This is a genomic window from Streptomyces sp. NPDC054047, assembly GCF_055585065.1.
The window spans coordinates 506,609-528,707 of sequence record NZ_JBVJKV010000004.1 but is presented as its reverse complement, the minus strand read 5'-3'; the positions used below and the strand labels follow the sequence as shown (position 1 = coordinate 528,707).

Here is a 22,099-nt window from a genome sequence, read left to right as displayed (position 1 = left end):
GTCATGCCGCTTCCTCCTTCTGTTCGAATGTCGGCACGCTCGCCAGGAGACGGCGCGTATAGGGGTGTTGCGGGGCTTGGTAGACGTCGCGCACCAGGCCCTGCTCCACCAGCTCGCCCCGCCGCAGGACGGCGACCTCGTCGCTGACATGGCGGACGACGGCCAGATCGTGGGAGATGAAGAGCATCGTCAGGGACAGGGAACGCCGCAGTTCCGCAAGGAGGTTGAGCACTTCGGCCTGTACGGAGGCGTCCAGCGCCGAGGTGATCTCATCGGCGATCAGGACTTCGGGCTCCACGGCCAGAGCGCGGGCCACCGCGATGCGCTGGCGCTGGCCGCCGGAGAACTCGTGCGGGTACCTGTCGGCAGCGGAGCCGTCCAGCGCGACGGTCCCCAGCCACCGCCCGACCGTCGCCGCGTGTTTCCTGGGATCGGCTCGCACGGGGTCGATGGCCTCGGCGATGGCCTGACCGACCGTCATGCGCGGGTTGAGCGAGGCGTAGGGGTCCTGGGAGACGAGCTGCACCCGACGGCGCACCGCGGCGAGCTCCCTCCTCCGGAGGCCGGTGAGATCCACTCCGTCGAGGAGGATGCGGCCGGCCCGCGCCGGGTGGATGCCGACGATCGCCTTGGCGATCGTCGACTTTCCGGAGCCGGACTCACCGACCAGGCCGAGGGTCTGCCCGGCCCGGACTCCGGTGGACACGCCGTGCAGCACGGTTCTCGCGCGCCTGCCGTGTCCGAAGGCGACGGTCAGCTCCTCGACGCGCAGCTTGTACGGGGATGCGGTCATGGGGCCTGTACCTCCTGGCGTACGGCATGGCAGGCCACGTCGTCGTCCAGACGCGGCCGCAGTGTGGCGCAGACCGCGTCGAGCACCACGGGGCACCGGTCGGCGAAGGCGCAGCCGGAGGGCCGGGCGGCGGGCACCGGGGGTCGGCCCGGAATCGTGGCGAGCGGTGCGCGGTGCCCCGTGCCGGTGTCCTCCAGGCGGGGGCTCGCCGCCAGCAGTGCCTGCGTGTACGGATGCCGGGCGCGGCCCGCCCGCAGGTCGGCTGCGGACAACTCCTCGACGACCCGTCCCGCGTACATGACCATCACCCGGTGGCACACGGTGCCGACGACGCCGATGTCGTGAGAGATGAGGAGCACGCTCGTGCCGCGTGTGCGGTTGATGTCCTGCAGGACATCGAGGACTTCGGCCTGGACGGTCACGTCGAGGGCGGTGGTCGGTTCGTCGGCGACGATCAGCCGCGGGCCGGGCAGGAGCGCCGCGGCGATCATCGCGCGTTGCCGCATCCCGCCGGACAGCTCGTGCGGGTACTGCTTCATGACCCGGGCGGGTTCCTTGATCCGTACCTGCTCCAGGGCCTCGACGGCCCGACGGTCGGCCTCTTTCTTGCGGACGCCTTGGTGGACGCGGAGTGTTTCGGTGAGCTGACCGCTCATCCGCAGGGCGGGGTTGAAGGAGGACGACGGGTCCTGGAAGACGATGCCGATCTCGGTCGCCAGACGCCTGGGGTCGGCTTCGGGGGCGGCCAGGTCGAGGTCGTCCAGGGTCAGTTCCGCCGTGTGGGCGGACAGCCCCTGTGGCAGGAGCCGGGCCACGCTCATCGCCGTGAGCGACTTGCCCGAGCCGGACTCGCCGACCAGGCCGACGATTTCGCCGGGCATGACGTGGAAGGAGACGTCGTCGACGAGCCGGGTGCCGTCCGCCAGGACGACGGCCAGGCCGTCCACCGTCACCAGGGCGCCGTCGGGGGCCCGGTGCGAGGGCGCGGGCTCGGTGGCCGGTCGTGGCGCCGTGGTCTTCGTCCCGCCTGCGCGGGGATCGAGGGCCGCGGAGAGGCCGTCGCCGACGAAGCCCGCGAGGACTCCGGTGACGGTGATGGCCACGGCCGGGCCGATCGCCTCGGCGGGGTTGGTGTAGAGGGATTCCAGGCCGGTGTTGAGCAGCGCGCCCCAGTCGTAGTCGGGTGCCTGCACGCCGACTCCCAGGAAGGAGAGACCGGACAGTGCGACGAGCACGTTCGCGAAGGCCACCGACAGCAGCACGAGCAGTGGCCCGGAGATGTTCGGCAGGAGGTGCCGGACGAGCACGCGGTAGGGCGGTACGCCCATCAGGCGTGCCTGCGCCACGAAGTCGCGCTGTGCCACGGAGGCCGCCATGTTCGCCGTGAGCCGGGCGAAGGCGGGGGCGCCGCCCAGGCCGATGGCGAGGACGGAGGCGGTGGGCCCGGTCCCGAGGACCGTGGCGATCACCAGGGCCAGGATGAGCGCCGGATAGGAGATCATCACGTCGATCAGGCGCAGCCCCAGCTCGCGGGCGCGCCTGCCCGACACCCAGACGCCGGTGCCGAGCAGGATGCCGGTGACCGCGGCGATCGCGGTCGCGGCGAGGGTCATCTCCAGGGTGAGGCGGGTGGCGACCAGGGTCCGGGCCAGCACGTCGCGGCCGAGGGCGTCGGTGCCGAGCCAGTGTTCGGCGCTCGCGTGGGCGCGTGCGGCGCCGCTGAGCGCGGTCGCCTCCTCCTCCAGGAGCAGCGGCGCGACGATGCCGAGCAGGAGGATCAGTCCGAGGCCGGCGAGGGCCACGACCAGGGGTGTGTTCCAGCGTATGCGTCGCATCAGTGGCCTGCCTTTCCGGCCAGGGTGCGGGGGTCGAGCAGCGCGAGGACGATGTCGACGATGAGGTTGAGCAGGGCGGCGAGCAGACCCAGGATCAGGACGCAGCCCTGGATGACGGGGTAGTCGCGGACGAGGAGCGCCTCGACGACGCGCTGGCCGATGCCGGGCCAGGCGAAGACGGACTCGACGACGACGGTGCCGCCGAGCAGCCCGGCGAGGATCAGCCCGCCGAGGGTGAGGGTCGCGGTCAGCAGATTGGGCAGCGCGTGGCGGGCGTACAGGCGCAGCGGAGACAGGCGGCGGCCCCGGGCGGTGCGCATGTAGTCCTGGGCCAGGACGTGTCTGGCTTCGCTGCGCACGATGCGGGCCATGACGCAGGTGGCCGGCAGCACCAGGGCGGCGACCGGGAGCAGCATCGACGAGACGGTCTCGGCACCGGCCGCCGGGAACCAGCCCAGCTTGATGGCGAAGCCCAGGACGAGGAGGGTACCGATGATGTACTCGGGGGTGGCGCCGACCGTTCCGGTGACGAAGGTGAAGGCGCCGTCGGTGCGGCGGCTGCCCCGTGCCGCGGTGGCGAGTCCGATCGGCACGGCGAGCACCAGCACCACGAGAACGGCGATGAGCGCGATCTCGGCGGTGAACGGCAGACGGCCGCCGATGATCTCGGCGACGGGCTCCTGCGTCTGGAAGGAGGTGCCCATGTCGCCGCGGAACAGATTGCCGGTGTAGGTGGCGAACTGGGCGAGCAGCGGCTGGTCCAGGCCGAGTTCGTGGCGGGCCCTGGCCACGTCGGAGGGTGTCGCGTCGGAGCCGACGACCACGCGGGCCGGATCTCCGGGGATGAGCTGCACCATCAGGAACGTGCCGGCGACGAGCGTGACCGCGACGGTGGCGAGCCCGGCAAGACGACGGACGAGGTAGGTGCCCCAGGGGCCGAGCAGGGATGAGCGCCCGGCCCCCGCGGTCGTCCCGGCGGCCGATGTCGCCGCCATCAGCCGGTGATCCGGAGGGTGGAGAGGGTCAGGGACCCGCTCGGCGTCGCGAAGGAGATGCCCTTGCGGGCGATGTAGCGCACGTCGACGGTGGCCAGCGGGATCACGTCGTTGGCTTTCAGCAGTGCTGCCTGGGCCTTTTGCCAGGCGGCGCACTTGGCGTTGCGGTCGGTGGTGGAAGTGGCGGCGACGTAGTTCTTCGCGTACTCCGCGTTCTTCACCGCGCCGTAGTTGAGGCCGCCCTTGGCCGGTTCGGGCCCCAGCAAGAAGGTGCCGCCGCGTGCGAGGGCGCCGGTGATCAGCGGGTAGACGGTGGCGTCCCAGTCGCCCTGGTTCGCGGTGACGTCGGTGGCCCAGGTGGCGTTGTCGGCGTTGGTGAGCTTCACCTCGGCACCGGCGGCGCGCAGGGCCTCGGCCACGTAGGAGTTGCCGGCGCCGCCGGCCACCGCGTTGGACCCCTCCAGCTTGATCGAGACGCCCTTCAGTACCTGCTTCGCCGCGGCCTTGTCGGTCTTGGTCAGCAGGGATTTGTCGGTGGAAACGCAGGCCGCCTTATCGTCCACGTACGAGGTCAGGGCTTGTCCGGTGCCGCCGAAGACCTGGTTGAACGCGTCCGCGCTGACTGCCCGCGCGATCGCCTTGCGGACCTTGGGGTCGGTGCCCGGGCGCCCGGGGCGCTGGTTGAATCCGATGTAATTGCGGATGATCGGCGCGGACTTGGTCGTGAAGGTGTGGTCGCCCTTGAACCGCGTGGCGTCCGTGCCGGTGATGGGGGCCAGGTCGAGTGCGCCGGTCTGCAGCTGGTTGGCGAGCGTCGATTCGTTCTTCGAGATCTGGATCCGCAGGCGGTCGGCCGGCTTCCCCGCGGGCATCGAGGCGAATCGCGGATACGCCTCGAAGCCCTTGCGCAGCCGCAGTTCGTAGGAGGCTCCGCGCCGCGCCGTCGCCATCTCGTAGGGGCCGGTGGCCGCGCCCTTGACGGCGCCCCGGGCGAGCGCGGCGACGCCCGCATCGAGGCCGGCCCCGCAGATGATCCCGGCGCCGGTGCCGGACAGGCCGGCGAGGACCTCGCCCCACGGGGCGGCGGTGGTGATGGTGACGGTGCCTGTCGCGTCGTCGCCGGTGATCCCGGTCTTCTTTCCGGCGTTCGCGGCGCCGAAGGTGAGCAGGGCATTGGCCGAGGTCGCCCGGTAGCGCTTGAGGGAGGCGACGACCTGCGCGGCGGTGAGCGCCGATCCGTCGGAGCAGGTCAGGCCCTTCTTCAGGGTCAGGGTCGTCTTCGTCGGTGTGGAGGTCCAGGTGTCGGCGAGGCCGGGGACGAACGTTCCGCCGTCGTCCTGGCCGATCAGCGGCTGGTACAGCAGTGACGTGACGAGGTAGTCGGTCGCGCCCGCGCCTTTCGCCGGGTCGAACGAGGTGACGTCGGAGGTGACACCGATCTTGACGGTGCCCCCGCTCCTGGCGCCGCCCGAGGAAGGGCCGCCGGCTGGGCCGGTGGTGCAGGCGGAGGCCAGGAGGGACGTGGCGGCGGCCATGACGGCGCCGGAGAGGAACCGCGAACGGGGCATGGAGGACTCTCCAGGGCTGAGGACTGAGAGCGGGTGCTGCGGTGTGTTGCGGCATACAGAACAGGCCACTTCCCGCCCGGCCCCGCAATTGCAAGAATCCGCACCGGGAAGGTGATCACATGCATGAATCCGCAGCACTCAACGGCCCGACGACACAAGACACCCCGTCCCGGGGAACACTCGATGAACTCGATCTCGCACTCGTCAACGCCTTGCAGATGGCGCCCCGCGCCCCCTGGGCGCAGCTGGCCCGTCCGCTCGGCGTGGACGCGGCCACGCTCTCCCGCCGCTGGGCCCGGCTGCGGGAGTCCGGTGACGCGTGGGTCACCTGCTACGCCGCCCCCTCCCAAGTCACCTACGGCGCACTCGCCTTGATCGAGGTGTCGTGCCTGCCGCAGGCTCGGGAGACGCTGGCCGAGCAGCTCGCCCGACACCCGCAGGCCATGAGTGTGGAACTGGTGGCGGGATCGTGCGACCTGCTCCTGACGGTAGCCACGGCGACCATGTCGTTGATGAGCAGATACGTTCTCGCCCTCGGCCGGATCGAGACGGTGACCGCCACGCGCACCCACCTGGTGCAGCATGTGCACCGGGACGCGAGCGAGTGGCGCATGGACTCCCTCTCCCGTGACCAGAGGCGCGACCTGACGGAGACCGAGGACGGCGGCGCCCAAAGCACCGCCGCCACACTCACGTCCGAGGACCGCGTCCTGCTGCTCGCCCTCGCGGAGGACGGCCGCCGCTCCGTCACCTCGATCGCCACCGCACTGGGCCGCCCGGAGTCGACGGTGCGACGGCTGCTGCATTCGCTCCTTCACGGCGGCAGAGCGGTGCTGCGCTGCGACGCCGCCCATCTGTACGCGGGCTGGCGCAGTTCGGCGACGCTCTGGATGTCCGTCCCGCCCGCTCAACTCATGTCTGCGGGCGACGAGTTGAGCCGCCTGCGGAGCACGCGTATGGCGGCGTCGGTGTCCGCCGAGGCGAACCTGCTGAGCGTCGTGTGGCTGCACGCCCTGGACGACCTCGCCCGCTACGAGGTGCAGGCAGCCGCCAGGATCACGGCCCTGCGCGTGCTCAACCGGGCCGTGAACCTGCGCTGGATCAAGCGCATGGGCCGCCTGCTCGCTGAGGACGGCCGCAGCACAGGCTGTGTCCCGATCGATCCGTGGCACCCGGTCGTCTGAAACGCTCCCCGCCCGCATCGCTCCGTCCGGCCGACTCCCTTCCTCCCTTCCTCCCTCGCTCCGGCCGAATCTCCTCCTTCCACCGCACCTCTCCTTCCCTTGCCTTCCCTTCCCGAGCACGCTGCGTTTTCCGGCACGCCGCCCACCGGTCCTGGCGGATCCATGCAATCCGCGGACCGAGCGGGGCCGGTCCCCGAGGCTGACCCCACCGCCGGACGACCGACCGGCACCCTCGGCCTCCGAACGGGAAGGACGCCCATGTCCAGTCGCGCGCCCGCCGGTGAAGACCTCGTCCGCCTCAGCGCCACGCAGGCTCTGCGGCTCTTCGCCCGCCGTGAGCTGTCACCCGTCGAGCTCATGCGGGCCGTCATCGAGCGTGCGGAGAAACTCGAACCGCGGATCAACGCCTTCACCGAGCGGCTCTTCGACGAGGCGCTGAAGCAGGCCCGGCACGCCGAAGACCGCTACCTCGGCACACGCGGCCTGGCCCCCCGCCCGCTGGAGGGGATTCCGGTGGCGGCCAAGGAGAAGCACGCCCTGGTGGGGCGCACCCTGACCGAAGGCTCCCTCGCCCACGCGGGCCGGGTCGCCACCGAGAACGCTCCGGTGATCGACCGCATCCTCGACGCGGGCGGCATCATCCACGCACGCACCGCCACCCCCGAGTTCTCCCTCGCCACTTTCACCCACTCCCGCATGTGGGGCATCACCCGCAATCCCTGGAACCTCGACTTCAGTCCCGGCGGCTCCTCCGGCGGCGCGGGTGCCTCCCTCGCGGCCGGCACGACCCTGCTCGCCTCCGCCTCCGACATCGGCGGATCCACCCGCATCCCGGCCGCCTTCACCGGAACCGTCGGCTTCAAGGCCCCCTACGGACGCAATCCCGGTCTGGGTGTGCTCACAGCCGACCACTACCGCGGCGACGGCCCCATGGCCCGCACCGTGGACGACGTCATCGCCTTCCAGAACGTCCTGGCGGGCCCCGACCCGCGCGACCACACCTCGATCCGACCCAAGTTGACCCTGCCCACCTCCTTCGAGGACGTGACCGGGACTCGTATCGCCCTGTGCATGCGGCTGGGTGAGTACGACATCCATCCGGAGGTCGAGGCCCACACCCGCGCCGCCGCCCAGGCCCTCGCCGACGCCGGCGCGCAGGTGGAGGACATCACCCTGCCCTGGACCCGCCTCGACCTGCTGACCGCGGTCGCCGGTCATTTCTCGACCATCTTCGGCGCGCTCGTCATCGAGGCCGCCGAGACCCATCGTGAGCTGCTCAGCCCGTACGCGGTCGCCTTCGCCGACACCATGACCCACGTGCGCGCCCGGGTGAGCTATCTCGACTCCCTCCGCGCCGAACACCGGTTGCAACGGGCGCTTGCCACCGCCATGGACGGATTCGACGCACTGATCTGCCCCACCACCGCCATTCCCGGATGGCACGCGGGCGATGACCTGGCCGGCGACAGGGTCGTGGTGCACGGCGAGGAGGTGGCCGACACCCTGTGGAGCGCCATGACTACGCCTTTCAACATCAACAACCGCTGCCCGGTCCTCAACGTCCCTTCCGGCATGTCGAGTTGGGGCGTCCCCACCGGCCTCCAGATCGTCGGCCACCCCTACGACGACCCCGCTGTCTTCCGCGTCGGCAAGGCTCTGGAGGCTCTCCGGCCCTGGTCGTACGCACAGATCGAAGACGGCCTGGCGTGACCACGGCCGGGGCGCACGTGCGACCGCACCGGCCGTTCTCATTGCCGTTTGCCGTGGAAGCGCGGTCGACCGGCATCACAGTCGGTGCCCGATGCCCGACCAGCGACACCGGCCGGGCGGTCAGGACTCCCCCATCCGCGCGGGAATGCCCGGGCAGCGACCGGCGCCCGGGCCGCGCACCCACCAGCCCACCGTCGAAAGGCAGTTCCTGTGAACGCCCCTCAACCCGATCTGCTCTGGCCGGTATACGACCAGCCGGGCGCCCTGGCGACGATCGAGTCCATCGCTCTCGAGGACCGCGGCCTGCCCGGTTCCACGTACGACGTACTGGCACGCGCCGCCGTGTTGTGGCCCGACCGGACGGCTCTCACCGTGCTGCCCAGCGCGCAGCAGTGGACACGCGGCGAGAGCGTGTCCTTCGCGCAGCTGCGCGACCAGGTACACCGCATCGCCAACCTCTTCCACCGACACGGCGTCCGCCGTACCACCGGCGTCGGCCTGTTGACCCCCAATGCCGGGCTGCTGCCCGCCACCCTTCTGGCCGCCCAGCTCGCGGGCTGCGCGGCACCGGTCAACCCGGCGCTCGCCGCCGACCACGCCGAACGGCTGCTGGGTCTGGGCGGGGCCAGGGTCTTGGTTGCGGCCGGACCCGAACTCGACGCCGACGCCTGGCGGACGGCCCGCACCGTGGCGGCATCGCTGCGCTGCTCGGCACTGTTCGCCCTGCGTCCCGTCGGCGCGCCCGATCCCGCGCCCGAACTGGAGCGGGTCGAGGGGGTCCACGTCGCCTATCTGCACGCCGAGGCCGCCGCCCAGCCGGCAGAGCTCCATCCTGGCGTGGTGCCCCCGCAGGCCGGTGACCTGGCTGCGTACTTCCACACCGGCGGCACCACCGGCGCCCCCAAGCTGGCCGCGCACACCCACGCCAACGAGGTGACCGACGCCTGGATGATCGCGGCCAACAGCGTGTTGGAATCCGATTCCGTGCTGTTCTCCGGACTGCCGCTGTTCCACGTCAACGCGTTGGTCGTCACCCTGCTGGCACCGCTGTTCCGCGGTCAGCACAGTGTGTGGACCGGCCCCCTCGGCTACCGTGAACCGGCGCTCTTCACGGTCTTCTGGAAGATCGTCGAGCATTTCCGGATCGCCACCCTGTCCGCGGTCCCGACGGTCTACGCCGGTCTCGCCCGGATGCCGCTCGACGCGGACATCACCTCACTGCGCTTCGCGATCGTCGGCGCGTCCCCGCTGCCGCCGGCGGTACGGACGGCGTTCGAACACCACACCGGCGTCCCCCTCTGCCAGGGGTACGGACTCACCGAGGCCACCTGCGGCAGCGCTCGGAGCTTCCTGCACGAACACCAGCGCCCAGAGGCCGCGGGCCAGCGCATGCCCTACCAACAGGTGAAGACGGTACGGATCGGCGACGACGGCACCTGGCACGACCTCCCGCAGGGGGAACCCGGCATTCTCGCCATCAGCGGCCCCACCGTCTTTCCCGGCTATGTCGTCGGCCACGACGACACCGGGCCGCGTCTGGACACCCTGGGCAGTGTGCGCGAGGGCTGGCTCAACACCGGCGACCTCGCGCGCGTGGATCCGGACGGGTTCATCCACCTGCTCGGCCGTGCGAAGGACCTGATCATCCGCGGCGGCCACAACATAGACCCCGCCGTCATCGAGGACGCGCTCCTCGCCCACCCGGCCGTCACCGGCGCAAGCGCCGTCGGGCGCCCCGACCAGCACTCCGGCGAGGTTCCCGTTGCCTACGTCACCCTCAGGCCCGGCGCGACCGGCACCGGGCCCGACGAGCTGATCGCCTTCGCCGCGCAGCACGTACCCGAGCGAGCCGCAGCCCCCAAGGACGTCATCGTTCTGCCGGCCCTGCCTCTGACCGACATCGGCAAACCTTCCAAGGTCCCGCTGCGTCTCGACGCCACGCGGCGCGCGATCTCCGCGGCCCTGGCCGACCTCGGCATCGCTATGGCCGACGACCAGATCCGATGTGAACTGGCAGACGGCCGTCCGAAGGTGTCCCTGCCTCCCGTCACCGACCCCGGCCAGCGCCGCCGGATCAGCGCCCAACTCGCCCCGTACAACGTGAACTGGGCCTTCACCCCGTCTCCCCGGGAAACAGCCGAACAACCCCGGTCGGCCAAAGCGGCGTTCCTGGAGTCGCCCCGCACCGCTACGCCGTGAACCTGAGTCACGCCCTGGAAGCCACCCCTATCCGAGTCGTGGGATGCCGGTAGGAGGCCGGCCGCAGCGAAGTCTCCTACGCCACGAAGCCGGCGAAGGGCATTCGGAAGCGTCGACGGCGTGCGACGGAGCCGCGGTTCAGCGCAGGGAACCGGGCGACGGCGCAGCTGCTTCCGGAGTCGCGTTCCGTCCCGCTCCCCCCTCGGTGCGGTACCTTTCAGTGGACACGTAAATCGATCGGATGTTCGCTTACTGGGATCTCCGAGACGTCCGTTGTCGGCAGTAGACGCTCACGTTCTCCGACGTGCGGCGTGCCACACCATCGGACCGGGTGACAGCTCATGGCAGGAACCGACCACGAAAAGGCGCTGGACACCGCGCTCGCACAGATCGAGCGGAAATTTGGCAAGGGTGCGGTCATGCGCCTCGGCGAGCGGCCCAATGAGCCCATCGAGGTGATCCCCACCGGATCTACCGCGCTGGACGTGGCGCTCGGCGTGGGCGGTCTGCCCCGCGGCCGTGTGGTGGAGGTGTACGGACCGGAGTCCTCCGGCAAGACGACGCTGACGCTGCACGCCGTGGCGAACGCCCAGAAGGCAGGCGGCTCGGTGGCCTTCATCGACGCCGAGCACGCCCTGGACCCCGAGTACGCCAAGAAGCTCGGCGTCGACACCGACAACCTCATCCTGTCCCAGCCGGACAACGGCGAACAGGCGCTGGAGATTGTCGACATCCTGATCCGCTCCGGCGCGATCGACCTCATCGTGATCGACTCCGTCGCGGCCCTGGTGCCGCGTGCGGAGATCGAGGGCGAGATGGGCGACTCGCACATGGGTCTGCAGGCCCGCCTGATGAGCCAGGCACTCCGCAAGATCGCGAGTGCGCTCAGTCAGACGAGGACGACGGCGATCTTCATCAACCAGTTGCGCGAGAAGATCGGCGTGATGTTCGGCTCGCCGGAGACCACGACCGGTGGCCGCGCGCTGAAGTTCTACGCCTCGGTGCGGCTCGACATCCGCCGGATCGAGACCCTGAAGGACGGCACGGACGCTGTCGGCAACCGCACCCGCGTCAAGGTCGTCAAGAACAAGGTCGCGCCGCCCTTCAAGCAGGCCGAGTTCGACATCCTCTACGGCCAGGGCATCAGCCGCGAGGGCGGCCTGATCGACATGGGCGTGGAGAACGGCTTCGTCCGCAAGGCCGGCGCCTGGTACACGTACGAGGGCGGCCAACTCGGCCAGGGCAAGGAGAACGCCCGCAACTTCCTCAAGGACAACCCCGACCTCGCCGACGAGATCGAGAAGAGAATCCTCGAGAAGCTCGGAATCGGGGTACCGGCGAAGGCCGCGGTCGCCGCAGACACGGGCGCCCTCCCGGTCCCTGTTCCCGCCCGGACCCCGGCGGGAAGCACCGCCTGACAGGCACGGCAGGTCCTGAGGTGGCTGAGGAACGATGCCTGCACCCCAGTCACGTGCGTTTCGTGCAGGAACGCGCTGCTGACGGATCCGCTGCGTGAGGTGAGGCGGTGAAGGTGAGGTGAGGCGGTGAAGGAACATGGCCGTGTTCTCCGCGAGATTCTGGCTGGCCCCACGCCCTCACCACCTGTGCGGCCTGCTTACTCCTTCGCGGTGAACTTCGGGTCCTTGGCCTGGTTGTAGATCTCCTTGCCCGACGCGTCGTAGGCATGGACGGAGGGGCTCGGGCCCACGTAGCGCGGGCCCGGTGGCGTGTCCGGGGCGAGGGCCGCCCCATAGACGAACGCGCCGCCCGCCATGCGAGCCGGGTACTCTTTCGGGTCGTCGCCGTAGCTGATAGTGATCTTGGCGACGTCGGACGTGTAGTGCCCGGCGCCCAGCATGAGGTACCTGCCCGTGGCGACGGGCTCGAGCATGGAGTCGAAATACTCGACCGTGCGACCGGTTCCCCATAGGCGGTCGTTGATGAACGTCGGCGGGGAATCCTGGCTGGTGCCCTTGTCACCCTTGGACTGGCACTGCACATACTGATCGGCGGAGTTGACGGCGACGACCACGCCGTCCCAGTCCCGTGAGGCGACGGGCGTGCGGACCGCGATCACGGCGTGGAACTGCGACGCCTCCGGCCCCAGACAGGAAGAAAGAATCTTTGTGACGGTCCCGGCGTCGATCGGTGTCGTCGTCGCGTCGGTGACGGTGAAGCCGGCCTCGGGCGACGTCCCACGGTGCGAAGACGGTCCGGAACCGTCTCCCCCCGACGTGGCACCGTGCGATGCGCTCGGACTCGGTGCCGGAGTGGACTTCACCGGGCTGCCGCCGCCGTGCGCGGGGTCGGCGGCACTCGGTCCGGCGTCCTCTGTCCCCCCGAGGACTCCCACAGCCGCGACGCTCAATGCCGTCACTCCGGTGGCGACGCTGAGCGGCACTCCCCATCTGCGTCGCAGCGAAGCCCTGGTGTCCTGTGGACCGATCTTCATCAGTAGTTCCTCTCGGGTCCGCCGGTGGTTCGGCAGATCACGATCGGAAGGAGCCGCCGGAATGCCCTGCGCGTCATTCATCGTGCGATCTCCTTCGTGGCGACGGGATTTTTCGAACTGAACGGCGCTGGAACGGTGGCTCCGCCGAGATCGGCCCCCAGCCTCTGCCGGGCCCGGTGCAGCCGGGACTTCACGGTTCCGACTGCCACCTGCAACACCGCCGCGGCCGCCTGCTGGTCAAGGCCCGACCAGACGCAGAGCTCAAGGACCTCACGTTCGTGACGCGGCAGCCGGGCCAGCGCCCGGTGGATCTCCGACATACGGCGCTCGTCGTCGATCTGGACGGCGACGCTGTCCGCGTGGTCGCCCACCGACTCGTCATGCGAGACAAGCCGGTGCAGCAATGCCTCGACCCGCCTCAGCCGCCGCCTGGTGTTGGACAACTGGCCATTGGCGATACCCAGCAGCCAGGGCAGAGCCGAGTCCCGGTCGAGTACCGTCTCCGATCGCCGTCGCCAGGCATGCAAGAACACGCTCGACGTGAGGTCCTCAGCCTCGGACCAGTCGGCCGTCCGCCGGAACAGATGGTTGTAGACGGCCTTCCCATGACGGTCGAAGATCCGGCCGAACGCCTCGCGATCGCCGTCGACGGCCCTCGCCCACAGCTCCCGGTCAGACATCCCGCCGACCGGTACGGCAGGACCAGCGTCGTTCAGTTCCATGTCCTGTCCGTGTCCGGCACCCCGCCGAAGGTTCCCACTGAACCAAATCCGCTCCGAAAGACAGCTGTGACCTACCGCGGAGTCATCTCCCTTGCTGCAGGACCCCCCTCGGCGGGCGCATGCTAACAGCGCGGTCACGCCGCCCGATTGGGGGCGTGACCGCGCCATACCTCAAGGGTCGGGCAAACCGGTCAGGCCTGGACGAACACTCGGGCCGCCGGGATGGAGCCAGCGCTGACGTTGTCGCGCTGTCAGTGCTGTCAGTGCTGTCAGTGCTGAAGTGTCAGCAGACCCGGGCGGTAGGGCAGGAGGCCGTAGTCGCCACCGGAGTTGGGGCTGCGTCCCTGGTAAAGCATCTGCAGATTGCAGGGATCGACGGTCATGGTCTGATCGGCGTTGGTGCGGAGCAGTTCGCCATGGCTGATGTCGTTGGTCCAGGTGGCGCCGCTGTTGGCCTTGCCCGCGAAGGGATTGCTCTCGGTCGCGGCCTGGGGTGTCCATGAGCCGTTCAGACTGGTGGCCGTGAACGAGCGGAAGTAGCGGCCCTGCGAGCCGATCGCCTCGACGATCATGAGGTAGCGGTTCTGGCCCTGGAGCTTGTAGACCTGCGGGGCTTCGAACAGGTTGTTCGTCGTATCGCTCATGACCACTGCCGAGTTGGAGCCGAAGCTGCCCGGGAAGTTCCCGATCGGCATGCTGGCCCGGTAGATCTTGCCGTTGTCTCCGGCGAAGAACAGGTACATGTTCGATCCGTCGGCGATGAGGGTCTGGTCGATGGGTCCGGTTCCGGAGCCGGGGATGCTCCCGGAGAAGAGCACCTGCTCGGATGACCAGCCATTCGGGTTGGTGGGGTCGTTCGACGTCCGGTAGGAGAAGGCGCTTCCACCCCACTGGTAGGCGAGCACCCAGATGTTCTTCGGCGCGAAGTAGAAGAGCGTGGGCGCGACGGTGGACGTCGACATCGTGTTCTGGCTGGCCGAGGCCATCTCCGACCAGTTGGTGAACGGGCTGAAGTTCATCGAACCCCACCTCGTCCCCGTGTCGTGCGTCGTCGCATAGACGAGTTGCTTGCCGTTGTGGGGGGCGACGGTGAAGTCCTTGAGCGAGACCCACCCCGGCTTGGGCTGCGCCAGCGCGCCCGTCGAGTTCCAGCGGTAGGTCGACGGAAGATCGCACGGGCCTGGGTTGCCGCCGCCGACCCTGATCAGCTGCCACTGCTGGTTGGTTCCGCCCCAGTCGTCGTACTGGACGATGTTGGCGTTGTCGGCGGTGGAGCCGCCCTGCACTTCGAGGGCCTTGTCGCTGTGGCGCGAGATGAGCCTCACGTAGCCGTCCGAGCTGTCGGCCAGCCGCCACTGCTGGTTGGTGCTGTTCTGATCGGTCCACTGAACGATCGAGCCGCCGTTGGCGGTGGACCGGTTGTGGACGTCCAGCACCTTGCCGGAGTGGCGGGATTTGAGGCGGTAGTTACCGCCGCCGGAGTCGACGAACTGCCACTGCTGCTGGTTCTGATCGTTCCTGGTCCACTGGGTGATGCGGGCGCCGTCGTTGGTCGCCAGGTTGTGGACGTCCAGGGCTTTGCCGCTGTTGCGGTTGGCCAGCACATACCAGGCGTTGGTGTCGACGGTCGCCGCGGCGGCGGGCGGGGCACCGAGGAAGGTCGCCACGAGCAGCAGCGGCGCAAGGACGGCGAGTAAGCGTCTCAGGTGGACCGGGGACGGATGGTGAAACCACATCAGAAGAACTCCTTGAGCGGGGGCGAGGGCCGGGAGCGGGGATGAGGTGACCCCGGCGCCCCCGGCCTTCAGCCGTCCCAGCCGGCGACCGGGTGGGGCGGCTGCGGTCGGGACGTCACGCCTGCGGATCCACCAGGCGTCCAGGGGGTGTTGGTCAAGGACCTCCCGGGTGGGGAGCGTCGATCCCATCCCGAAAACTTTTCGGAAACTTTTCGAGTTCTGTGACGCCATAAGCTAGGAACATGGGGTCTCCGGGTCAAGACCTGTCGCTGATCTGTCCATAAACAGCACCTTCTTTGGGCTTGACCAGCCCGTCGGCCCGACCGGAAACTTTTCGAAACTTTGCGACACGGTTCGCCAGCGCAGTCATCCGTACAGAGGAGTGCAGGTGAGCAGGCAGCGCCCGCTCCTGGCCGCCACATCTTCAACTCCCGTACGAGTCCGCATCTGTTGACGACTGCTCCGCACGTCACTACTGTCCGCCTCGAATCTTCGGCGCACCGACCGTTGTTCGATATTTCGACTGGGAGCGCTCCCAAACGGGCACGCTCACGACGCCCACCTGGACACCCCCGCTCCACCACCGGGAGCGAACCCTTCGCCGACCGAAACATCGTCACCTTCCCGGCCTGCTCCCCCCAATCCCCTCCCCCTGCTGACCACTCCCTGCTGACCACCATCGCCACAGGAGCCGCTCATGCCCCCCACCCCCGCCCCTTCGTTACGCCACCCCAGACGCCACCCCAGACGCCTCGCCGGCACCCTGCTGACGAGTTCCCTCCTCGTCTGCGGCCTCCTGGCCGCGCCCACCGCGGCAGCCGCCCCCTCCGCGGCGGCGACCTCAGCCGTACGCGTCAACCAGGTCGGCTACCTGCCGGACGGACCCAAGCGCGCCACCGTGGTCACCACGGCGGCGCAGCCGCTCACCTGGCAATTGCGCGACGCGTCCGGGACGGTGGTCGCCTCCGGTGCGACCCTCCCGCGCGGCGCGGACACCCCCTCCGGGCAGTCCGTCCAGGTGGCCGACTTCTCCTCGTACCGAGGGACCGGCTCGGGATACGTCCTGGCGGTGGACGGCAGCGGCAGCGTGCCCTTCGACATCCGCGCGAACCTTTACGACGCTTTGCGCTCCGACGCGATGGCGTTCTTCTACCACCAGCGCAGCGGCACACCCATCGACGCCTCCCTAGTGAGCTCCGTCTACGCACGCCCGGCCGGACACCTCGGTGTCGCGCCCAACAAGGGCGACACCTCCGTCCCCTGCCAGGCCACCGTGTGCGATTACACCCAGGACGTCAGGGGCGGCTGGTACGACGCGGGCGACCACGGCAAGTACGTGGTGAACGGCGGCATTTCCACCTGGCTGATGGTCAACTCCTTCGAGCGGGCCAAGCGGGCGGGCAAGGACGCGGCGCTTGGCGACTCGACCCTGCAGGTCCCCGAGCGGGACAACGGCGTACCCGACGTCCTGGACGAGGCGCGCTGGGAGCTCGACTTCCTGATGCGGATGCAGGTGCCCGAGAACAAGCCGTACGCGGGAATGGCGTTCCACAAGATCCATGACGCGGAGTGGACCGGCATGCCGACCCGCCCCGAACAGGACGCCCAGCCCCGCGAGCTGCACCGTCCGTCCACGGCGGCGACCCTCAACCTCGCAGCGGCCGCGGCGCAGTGCGCGCGCGTCTTCAGGCCCTACGACGCCGCGCTCGCCGACCGCTGCCTGTCGACTGCCCGGCGGGCCTGGACGGCGGCCCGGGCCAACCCGGACCTGTACGCCCCGGATTCGGACAGCACGGGCGGCGGCGCCTACGGCGACACCAAGGTCACCGACGAGTTCTACTGGGCAGCGGCCGAGCTGTACGCCACGACCGGCGACAGCGGCTACCGGGACGCGGTCACCGAATCGTCCTGGCACACGTCCCCAACTGCCTTCTCCGACTACGGGTTCGGCTGGGCGGATACGGCCGCGCTGGGCCGACTCACCCTGGCCACCGTCCCCCACGGCCTCCCCGCAGCCGACCGTGACCGGGTCCGGGCCTCGGTAACGGCAGCCGCCGACGGGTATCTGTCCCGGATGGCCGCCCAAGGCTACGCGGTGCCCGTCCCGGCGGACGGCTACTTCTGGGGCTCCAACGGCGCGGTCGCGGGCGACGCGATCGTCCTGGCCGTCGCCGGGGAGCTGACCGGCAACGAGCGCTACCGCACCGGCGCGCTGGAGACAATGGACTACCTGCTGGGCCGCAACGCCATCGGCCAGTCCTACGTATCCGGCTACGGCGAGAAGCCCTCGCGCAACCAGCATCACCGCTTCTGGGCACACCAGTTGGACGCCTCACTGCCCAACCCTCCGGCGGGATCCCTGGCGGGCGGACCCAACAGCGCGCTCCAGGACCCGGTGGCCCAGGAGAAGTTGGCCGGCTGCGCGCCAGCGGCCTGCTACATCGACGACATCGGCTCGTACTCCACCAACGAGGTGGCGGTCAACTGGAACGCTCCGCTGGCCTGGCTCGCCGCCTACGCCGCCGAGCGGCCCACCGGCGAACCCACCGGTGCCTGCGCGGTGACGTACAAGGGCGACAGCGTCTGGAGCACGGGCTTCACCGCGACGGTCACAGTCAAGAACACGGGCTCGAAATCCGTGGAGGGCTGGAAGCTGAGCTGGAGCTACCCGGCAGGCCAGCGCGTCACGAACGCCTGGAACGCGACCGTCACCCAAGACGGCACCGCCGTCGTCGCCCGCAACGCCGACTGGAACCGGACCATCCCACCCGGTGCGACCGCGAGTTTCGGAATCCAGGGGACGTACAGCGGGAGCAACCCCTCCCCCACAGCCTTCACGCTCGACGGGCATGCCTGCATCTGATCCACGCCCGGTCAGGCCCGGGCAGACGCTCCCCGCCCGGCCGCACTCCGCAAGACCCCTGCGTCACCCGGCGACCGATCGGGTGCTGTCCGTACCGGCCGACACCTTCTCGGTTCCATGACCACGGTGTCCGGTGCCCCCGTGCTGCCCGGGTCCGGCCGGCCCGTCCGTCTGCCGAGTGGGAGCGGACGACGTATTTCGCTGCTCTTCAGCCCTTCCATGATCTCTACCCTGGAGGCACAGTCATGGCTCCGCATGCCCTTTCCCCATCCGCCGTCCGCCGGAAGTTCGGCGGTCTGCTGACAGCGCTGGCCGTCGGCGTCCTCGGTGCGGTCGCCGCACCGGTCGCGTCGCCGACCGCACACGCCGCCGAGAGTGCGGCCGAGAGCACACTCGGCGCCGCGGCGGCGCAGAGCGGCCGCTACTTCGGCACCGCCATCGCCTCGGGCAGGCTGGGCGACGCGACGTACACGACGATCGCGGGCCGCGAGTTCAACTCGGTGACGGCCGAGAACGAGATGAAGATCGACGCCACCGAACCACAGCGGGGCCAGTTCAACTTCACCGGCGCTGACCGCGTCTACAACTGGGCGGTGCAGAACGGCAAGCAGGTGCGCGGCCACACCCTGGCCTGGCACTCCCAGCAGCCCGGCTGGATGCAGAGCCTCAGCGGCAGCGACCTGCGCCAGGCGATGGTCGGCCACATCAACGGCGTGATGTCCCACTACAAGGGCAAGATCGCCCAGTGGGACGTCGTGAACGAGGCCTTCGCCGACGGCAGTTCAGGAGCCCGGCGCGACTCCAACCTGCAGCGCACCGGCAACGACTGGATCGAGGTCGCCTTCCGCACCGCGCGCGCCGCCGACCCGGCCGCCAAGCTCTGCTACAACGACTACAACGTCGAGAACTGGACCTGGGCCAAAACCCAGGCCATGTACGCCATGGTCAAAGACTTCAAGCAGCGCGGCGTGCCGATCGACTGCGTCGGCTTCCAGTCGCACTTCAACAGCGGCAGCCCCTACAACAGCAACTTCCGCACCACCCTGCAGAACTTCGCCGCCCTCGGCGTCGACGTGGCCATCACCGAACTCGACATCCAGGGCGCCCCGGCCACGACCTACGCCGCCGTGACCAACGACTGCCTGGCCGTCGCGCGCTGCCTGGGCATCACCGTCTGGGGTGTGCGCGACACCGACTCCTGGCGACCGGAGCACTCGCCGCTGCTGTTCAACGGCGACGGCAGCAAGAAGCCCGCCTACTCCGCCGTCCTGAACGCGCTCAACGCCGGCTCGCCTACGCCCCCTGGGGATTCCGGACAGATCAAGGGCGTCGCTTCAGGCCGCTGCCTGGACGTGCCCGGCGCCGGCACCACCGACGGCACGCAGCTACAGCTGTGGGACTGCAACAACCGCACCAACCAGCAGTGGACCTACACCGCCGCGGGTGAGCTCAAGGTCTACGGCAACAAGTGTCTGGACGCCGCCGGCACCGGCAACGGCAGCAAAGTCCAGATCTACAGCTGCTGGGGTGGCGACAACCAGAAGTGGCGCCTGAACTCCGACGGATCCATCGTCGGCGTCCAGTCCGGCCGCTGCCTCGACGCCGCCGCAAGCGGCACCGCCAACGGCACGCTGATCCAGCTCTACTCCTGCTCGAACGGCAGCAACCAGCGCTGGACCCGCACCTGATGGGGCCTGCCACCAAGCTGCCGGACATCCACGACGCGTCCATCGCCGAGGGCTCCCATCGGCTCAAAGCCCGGCATGGGAGCAAGGCCCCCGACGTGACCGCGGCTCGACCGCCGACGGTGCCAGGAACCAGCTGGGGGCCGAACGCAACAGGACGGGCCGGCAGTTCCGCCTGGCCGACTCCGACGCGAGCCCCGGACGCCTGATCAGCCGCAACAGCACAGCTAGGCGGTGGAGGTGCTGGGCGCCTCCACCGCCGACGGCACCACCACCGTCCAGTACGGCGACTGGGACGGCGCCAAACAGTAACGTCAGCTGGTCAAGCTGCCGTCCGATGGCGGTGGACGCCGCCGCGCCCGGCTCTGGCGGGTTCATCCTCAGGGCCCCACCGATCACGACAACAGGAACCGCTAGCGGCTGACGGCTGGGCCGATCGGCAACCGCGTTCGTAGCAGCCCGCGTGAGACTACTTGGTGGCCCCCTGCGCGAACCCGTTGTAGATGTAGCGCTGCAGGAACAGGAAGATGAGCAGAGTCGGCAGGATCACGAGGATCGCCCCTGCCGAGATGGCTTCCCAGTGCGCCCCGAAAGGCCCCTTGAAGCGGAACAGGGCCGTGGAGATGGTCCCCTTGTCCTCGGAGGGCATGTAGAGGAATGGGATGTAGAAGTCGTTGTACGTCGTGATGCCCTTGACGATGACGACCGTGGCGATCGCCGGCTTGAGCAACGGAAAGATGATCTTGCGGTAGATCGTGAAGGTGTTCGCGCCGTCGAGCCGGGCCGCCTCGTCGAGTGAGGTCGGAATGCCGCGGATGAACTGCAGGAAGATGTAGATCGACACGATGTCCGTGCCCATGTAGAGCAGGATCGGTGCCCAGCGGCTGTCCACCAGGCTGAAACTGTTGACCACTTGGAAGGTGGCGACCTGCGTCGTCACGCCGGGGACCAGCGTGGCGACGAGGAAGAGGACCATCACCGTCTTCTTCAGACGGAACTCGAAGCGGTCGAGCGCATACGCGGTCATGGAGCCGATGAGCACGGTTCCGGTGATGGAGAACAGCAGGATGAACGCGGTGTTCCCGAAGGCTCTCAGCATCTCGCCGTCGTTGAACGCGGTCGCGTAGTTCGAGAAGTTCAGCCAGTCATGGGGCAGGCTCAGCGCGCCGCCGTCACCTACTTCCCGGGAGGATTTCAGGGAGGTGAGGAAGATGACGACGAGGGGGACCAGCACCACGAGCGAGGCGACGACCAGGGAGAGGTACGTCAGAGCCGTGCCGATGCGGGGTCGCTTGCGGGTCGTGGGGCGGTCGTCAGTGGTGAGCGTGGTCATACGAGGTCCACCTTGTCGTCGGGCACGAGGCGGCGCTGAATCCAGGTGACCACCAGGATGATCAGGAGCAGCACCACGGCGCAGGCCGAGGCCAGGCCCGTCTTGTTGAACTGGAAGGCGAGCTTGACGGTCTGGATGACGAAGGTCGAGGTGCCGGTCGCGCCGCCGGTCATGATGTACGGGATCTCGAAGACGGCGAGTGAGCCGGAGATCGCGAGGATGACGCTGAGGCTCAGTACGGGCCGGATGCCGGGTGCGATGATGTGCCGGAACTGCTGCCAGCGGCTCGCCCCGTCGAGTTGGGCCGCCTCGTAGAGCTCACCGGGGATCGACTGGATCGCGCCCAGGAACAGGACGAAGTTCAAGCCCGTGAAGCGCCACACCGACACTCCGGCCAGTGAGGTGTTGGCCGACTCCGGGTCACCGAGCCAGGCATGGTCACCGCCGACGCCGAACCACGACAGGACCGAGTCGAGCGTGCCGCCGTCCTGGAAGAAGTACAGGAAGACGAAACCGATGGCGACACCGTTGATCAGGTAGGGGAAGAACAGGATTCCCTTGAAGAAGTTGCGGAAGCGGAGATCGAAGCTGAGGACCGTCGCGAAGTAGAGCGCGATGACGATCTGCACGGCCGACGCGGCCAAGTAGTAGAAGCTGACGAAGAACACCCGGAACAGCTCGGGCCGGGTGAAGAGCTGGGTGTAGTTCTCGAACCCGACGGTGTTGCGGTCGGGGCTGACGCCGTCCCAGTCCGTGAAGCTGTAATAGATCATGTTGCCCACCGGGACGTAGGTGAACGTGATCAGCAGCGCCAGAGGGGCCAGCAGGAACAGCCACGGGGTGATCCTGCGCAGCGGATGGTCGTGCCAGGAACGGGTGGGCCGGGCGCCCCGGCGGGGGCGCCGGCCGAGGGGGGCGGCTTGGCGCGCGGGTGTCGGCGGCGCTTTGGACGTGGTGTCGGTCATGGCGAACAGGGCCTTTCGTGATCCGTGTCGAGCGTGATGCGGCAGTGGGGCCCGGCCCC

15 protein-coding genes are annotated in these 22,099 nt (G+C 69.2%); 6 read left to right on the top strand and 9 right to left on the bottom strand.

The window, feature by feature from the left end:
* Position 1 precedes the first annotated feature (1 nt).
* Genes ACZ6ZP_RS19175 through ACZ6ZP_RS19160 form a run of 4 tightly spaced genes read right to left on the bottom strand, consistent with a single transcriptional unit; the run spans position 2 to position 5,191 of the window.
* Entirely contained in the window at positions 2-793 is a 792-nt protein-coding gene (locus ACZ6ZP_RS19175; protein ID WP_469407616.1) for an ATP-binding cassette domain-containing protein, read from the bottom strand.
* On the bottom strand, positions 790-2,628 hold the full coding sequence (locus tag ACZ6ZP_RS19170) for a dipeptide/oligopeptide/nickel ABC transporter permease/ATP-binding protein (protein ID WP_469407615.1): 1,839 nt from the start codon (positions 2,626-2,628) through the stop codon (positions 790-792). Before ACZ6ZP_RS19170 ends, ACZ6ZP_RS19175 begins: the two co-directional genes overlap by 4 nt.
* Positions 2,628-3,623, bottom strand: a complete 996-nt coding sequence (locus tag ACZ6ZP_RS19165; RefSeq protein WP_361470341.1) for an ABC transporter permease — start codon at positions 3,621-3,623, stop codon at positions 2,628-2,630. The genes ACZ6ZP_RS19170 and ACZ6ZP_RS19165 overlap by 1 nt, the downstream gene beginning before the upstream one ends.
* Positions 3,623-5,191 carry an ABC transporter substrate-binding protein gene (locus ACZ6ZP_RS19160; protein ID WP_469407613.1) on the bottom strand — a complete coding sequence of 523 codons (1,569 nt, stop codon included), beginning with the start codon at positions 5,189-5,191 and terminating at the stop codon, positions 3,623-3,625. Before ACZ6ZP_RS19160 ends, ACZ6ZP_RS19165 begins: the two co-directional genes overlap by 1 nt.
* A 119-nt stretch (positions 5,192-5,310) precedes the next feature.
* Between ACZ6ZP_RS19160 and ACZ6ZP_RS19155 the strand changes: the two genes are divergently transcribed.
* The 4 genes from ACZ6ZP_RS19155 (at position 5,311) to recA (ending at position 11,702) form a co-directional block, all read left to right on the top strand.
* Positions 5,311-6,375 (top strand): Lrp/AsnC family transcriptional regulator, encoded by a 1,065-nt coding sequence (locus tag ACZ6ZP_RS19155; protein ID WP_469407612.1) that lies wholly within the window; start codon positions 5,311-5,313, stop codon positions 6,373-6,375.
* A 258-nt stretch (positions 6,376-6,633) separates the two neighbouring features.
* Positions 6,634-8,085, top strand: a complete 1,452-nt coding sequence (locus ACZ6ZP_RS19150; protein ID WP_469407611.1) for an amidase — start codon at positions 6,634-6,636, stop codon at positions 8,083-8,085.
* A 210-nt stretch (positions 8,086-8,295) separates the two neighbouring features.
* Positions 8,296-10,284 (top strand): acyl-CoA synthetase, encoded by a 1,989-nt coding sequence (locus ACZ6ZP_RS19145; RefSeq protein WP_469407610.1) that lies wholly within the window; start codon positions 8,296-8,298, stop codon positions 10,282-10,284.
* A 341-nt stretch (positions 10,285-10,625) separates the two neighbouring features.
* Positions 10,626-11,702 carry a recombinase RecA gene (gene recA, locus ACZ6ZP_RS19140; RefSeq protein WP_469407608.1) on the top strand — a complete coding sequence of 359 codons (1,077 nt, stop codon included), beginning with the start codon at positions 10,626-10,628 and terminating at the stop codon, positions 11,700-11,702.
* 197 nt (positions 11,703-11,899) lie between these two features.
* On the opposite strand, the gene ACZ6ZP_RS19135 is transcribed toward recA, so the two are convergent.
* The 3 genes from ACZ6ZP_RS19135 to ACZ6ZP_RS19125 all read right to left on the bottom strand — a co-directional run bounded on the left by ACZ6ZP_RS19135 (position 11,900) and on the right by ACZ6ZP_RS19125 (position 15,194).
* Entirely contained in the window at positions 11,900-12,736 is an 837-nt protein-coding gene (locus ACZ6ZP_RS19135; RefSeq protein WP_361470353.1) for a hypothetical protein, read from the bottom strand.
* A gap of 77 nt (positions 12,737-12,813) precedes the next feature.
* Positions 12,814-13,458, bottom strand: a complete 645-nt coding sequence (locus ACZ6ZP_RS19130; RefSeq protein WP_351174014.1) for an RNA polymerase sigma factor — start codon at positions 13,456-13,458, stop codon at positions 12,814-12,816.
* 269 nt (positions 13,459-13,727) lie between these two features.
* Positions 13,728-15,194 carry a non-reducing end alpha-L-arabinofuranosidase family hydrolase gene (locus ACZ6ZP_RS19125; RefSeq protein WP_383825477.1) on the bottom strand — a complete coding sequence of 489 codons (1,467 nt, stop codon included), beginning with the start codon at positions 15,192-15,194 and terminating at the stop codon, positions 13,728-13,730.
* A gap of 697 nt (positions 15,195-15,891) precedes the next feature.
* Between ACZ6ZP_RS19125 and ACZ6ZP_RS19120 the strand changes: the two genes are divergently transcribed.
* Together ACZ6ZP_RS19120 and ACZ6ZP_RS19115 are read left to right on the top strand one after the other, a co-directional pair.
* A complete protein-coding gene (locus ACZ6ZP_RS19120) occupies positions 15,892-18,057 on the top strand; it encodes a glycoside hydrolase family 9 protein (protein ID WP_383825474.1) in 2,166 nt (721 codons plus the stop codon).
* A 245-nt stretch (positions 18,058-18,302) separates the two neighbouring features.
* Entirely contained in the window at positions 18,303-19,745 is a 1,443-nt protein-coding gene (locus ACZ6ZP_RS19115) for an endo-1,4-beta-xylanase (protein WP_383825471.1), read from the top strand.
* A 466-nt stretch (positions 19,746-20,211) separates the two neighbouring features.
* Here ACZ6ZP_RS19115 and ACZ6ZP_RS19110 read toward each other — a convergent pair whose 3' ends face one another.
* The gene (locus ACZ6ZP_RS19110; protein ID WP_351174026.1) at positions 20,212-21,075 is read right to left on the bottom strand and encodes a carbohydrate ABC transporter permease; all 864 of its coding nucleotides are present in this window, start codon (positions 21,073-21,075) and stop codon (positions 20,212-20,214) included.
* Positions 21,072-22,040 (bottom strand): carbohydrate ABC transporter permease, encoded by a 969-nt coding sequence (locus ACZ6ZP_RS19105; protein ID WP_469407606.1) that lies wholly within the window; start codon positions 22,038-22,040, stop codon positions 21,072-21,074. The genes ACZ6ZP_RS19110 and ACZ6ZP_RS19105 overlap by 4 nt, the downstream gene beginning before the upstream one ends.
* Positions 22,041-22,099: the final 59 nt, after the last annotated feature.

Coding starts and splice junctions, on each gene's coding strand:
- ACZ6ZP_RS19175 (WP_469407616.1), bottom strand. CDS start 793: ATGACCGCATCCCCGTACAAGCTGCGCGTCGAGGAGCTGACCGTCGCC.
- ACZ6ZP_RS19170 (WP_469407615.1), bottom strand. CDS start 2,628: ATGCGACGCATACGCTGGAACACACCCCTGGTCGTGGCCCTCGCCGGC.
- ACZ6ZP_RS19165 (WP_361470341.1), bottom strand. CDS start 3,623: ATGGCGGCGACATCGGCCGCCGGGACGACCGCGGGGGCCGGGCGCTCA.
- ACZ6ZP_RS19160 (WP_469407613.1), bottom strand. CDS start 5,191: ATGCCCCGTTCGCGGTTCCTCTCCGGCGCCGTCATGGCCGCCGCCACG.
- ACZ6ZP_RS19155 (WP_469407612.1), top strand. CDS start 5,311: ATGCATGAATCCGCAGCACTCAACGGCCCGACGACACAAGACACCCCG.
- ACZ6ZP_RS19150 (WP_469407611.1), top strand. CDS start 6,634: ATGTCCAGTCGCGCGCCCGCCGGTGAAGACCTCGTCCGCCTCAGCGCC.
- recA (WP_469407608.1), top strand. CDS start 10,626: ATGGCAGGAACCGACCACGAAAAGGCGCTGGACACCGCGCTCGCACAG.
- ACZ6ZP_RS19135 (WP_361470353.1), bottom strand. CDS start 12,736: ATGAAGATCGGTCCACAGGACACCAGGGCTTCGCTGCGACGCAGATGG.
- ACZ6ZP_RS19130 (WP_351174014.1), bottom strand. CDS start 13,458: ATGGAACTGAACGACGCTGGTCCTGCCGTACCGGTCGGCGGGATGTCT.
- ACZ6ZP_RS19125 (WP_383825477.1), bottom strand. CDS start 15,194: ATGTGGTTTCACCATCCGTCCCCGGTCCACCTGAGACGCTTACTCGCC.
- ACZ6ZP_RS19120 (WP_383825474.1), top strand. CDS start 15,892: ATGCCCCCCACCCCCGCCCCTTCGTTACGCCACCCCAGACGCCACCCC.
- ACZ6ZP_RS19115 (WP_383825471.1), top strand. CDS start 18,303: ATGGCTCCGCATGCCCTTTCCCCATCCGCCGTCCGCCGGAAGTTCGGC.
- ACZ6ZP_RS19110 (WP_351174026.1), bottom strand. CDS start 21,075: ATGACCACGCTCACCACTGACGACCGCCCCACGACCCGCAAGCGACCC.
- ACZ6ZP_RS19105 (WP_469407606.1), bottom strand. CDS start 22,040: ATGACCGACACCACGTCCAAAGCGCCGCCGACACCCGCGCGCCAAGCC.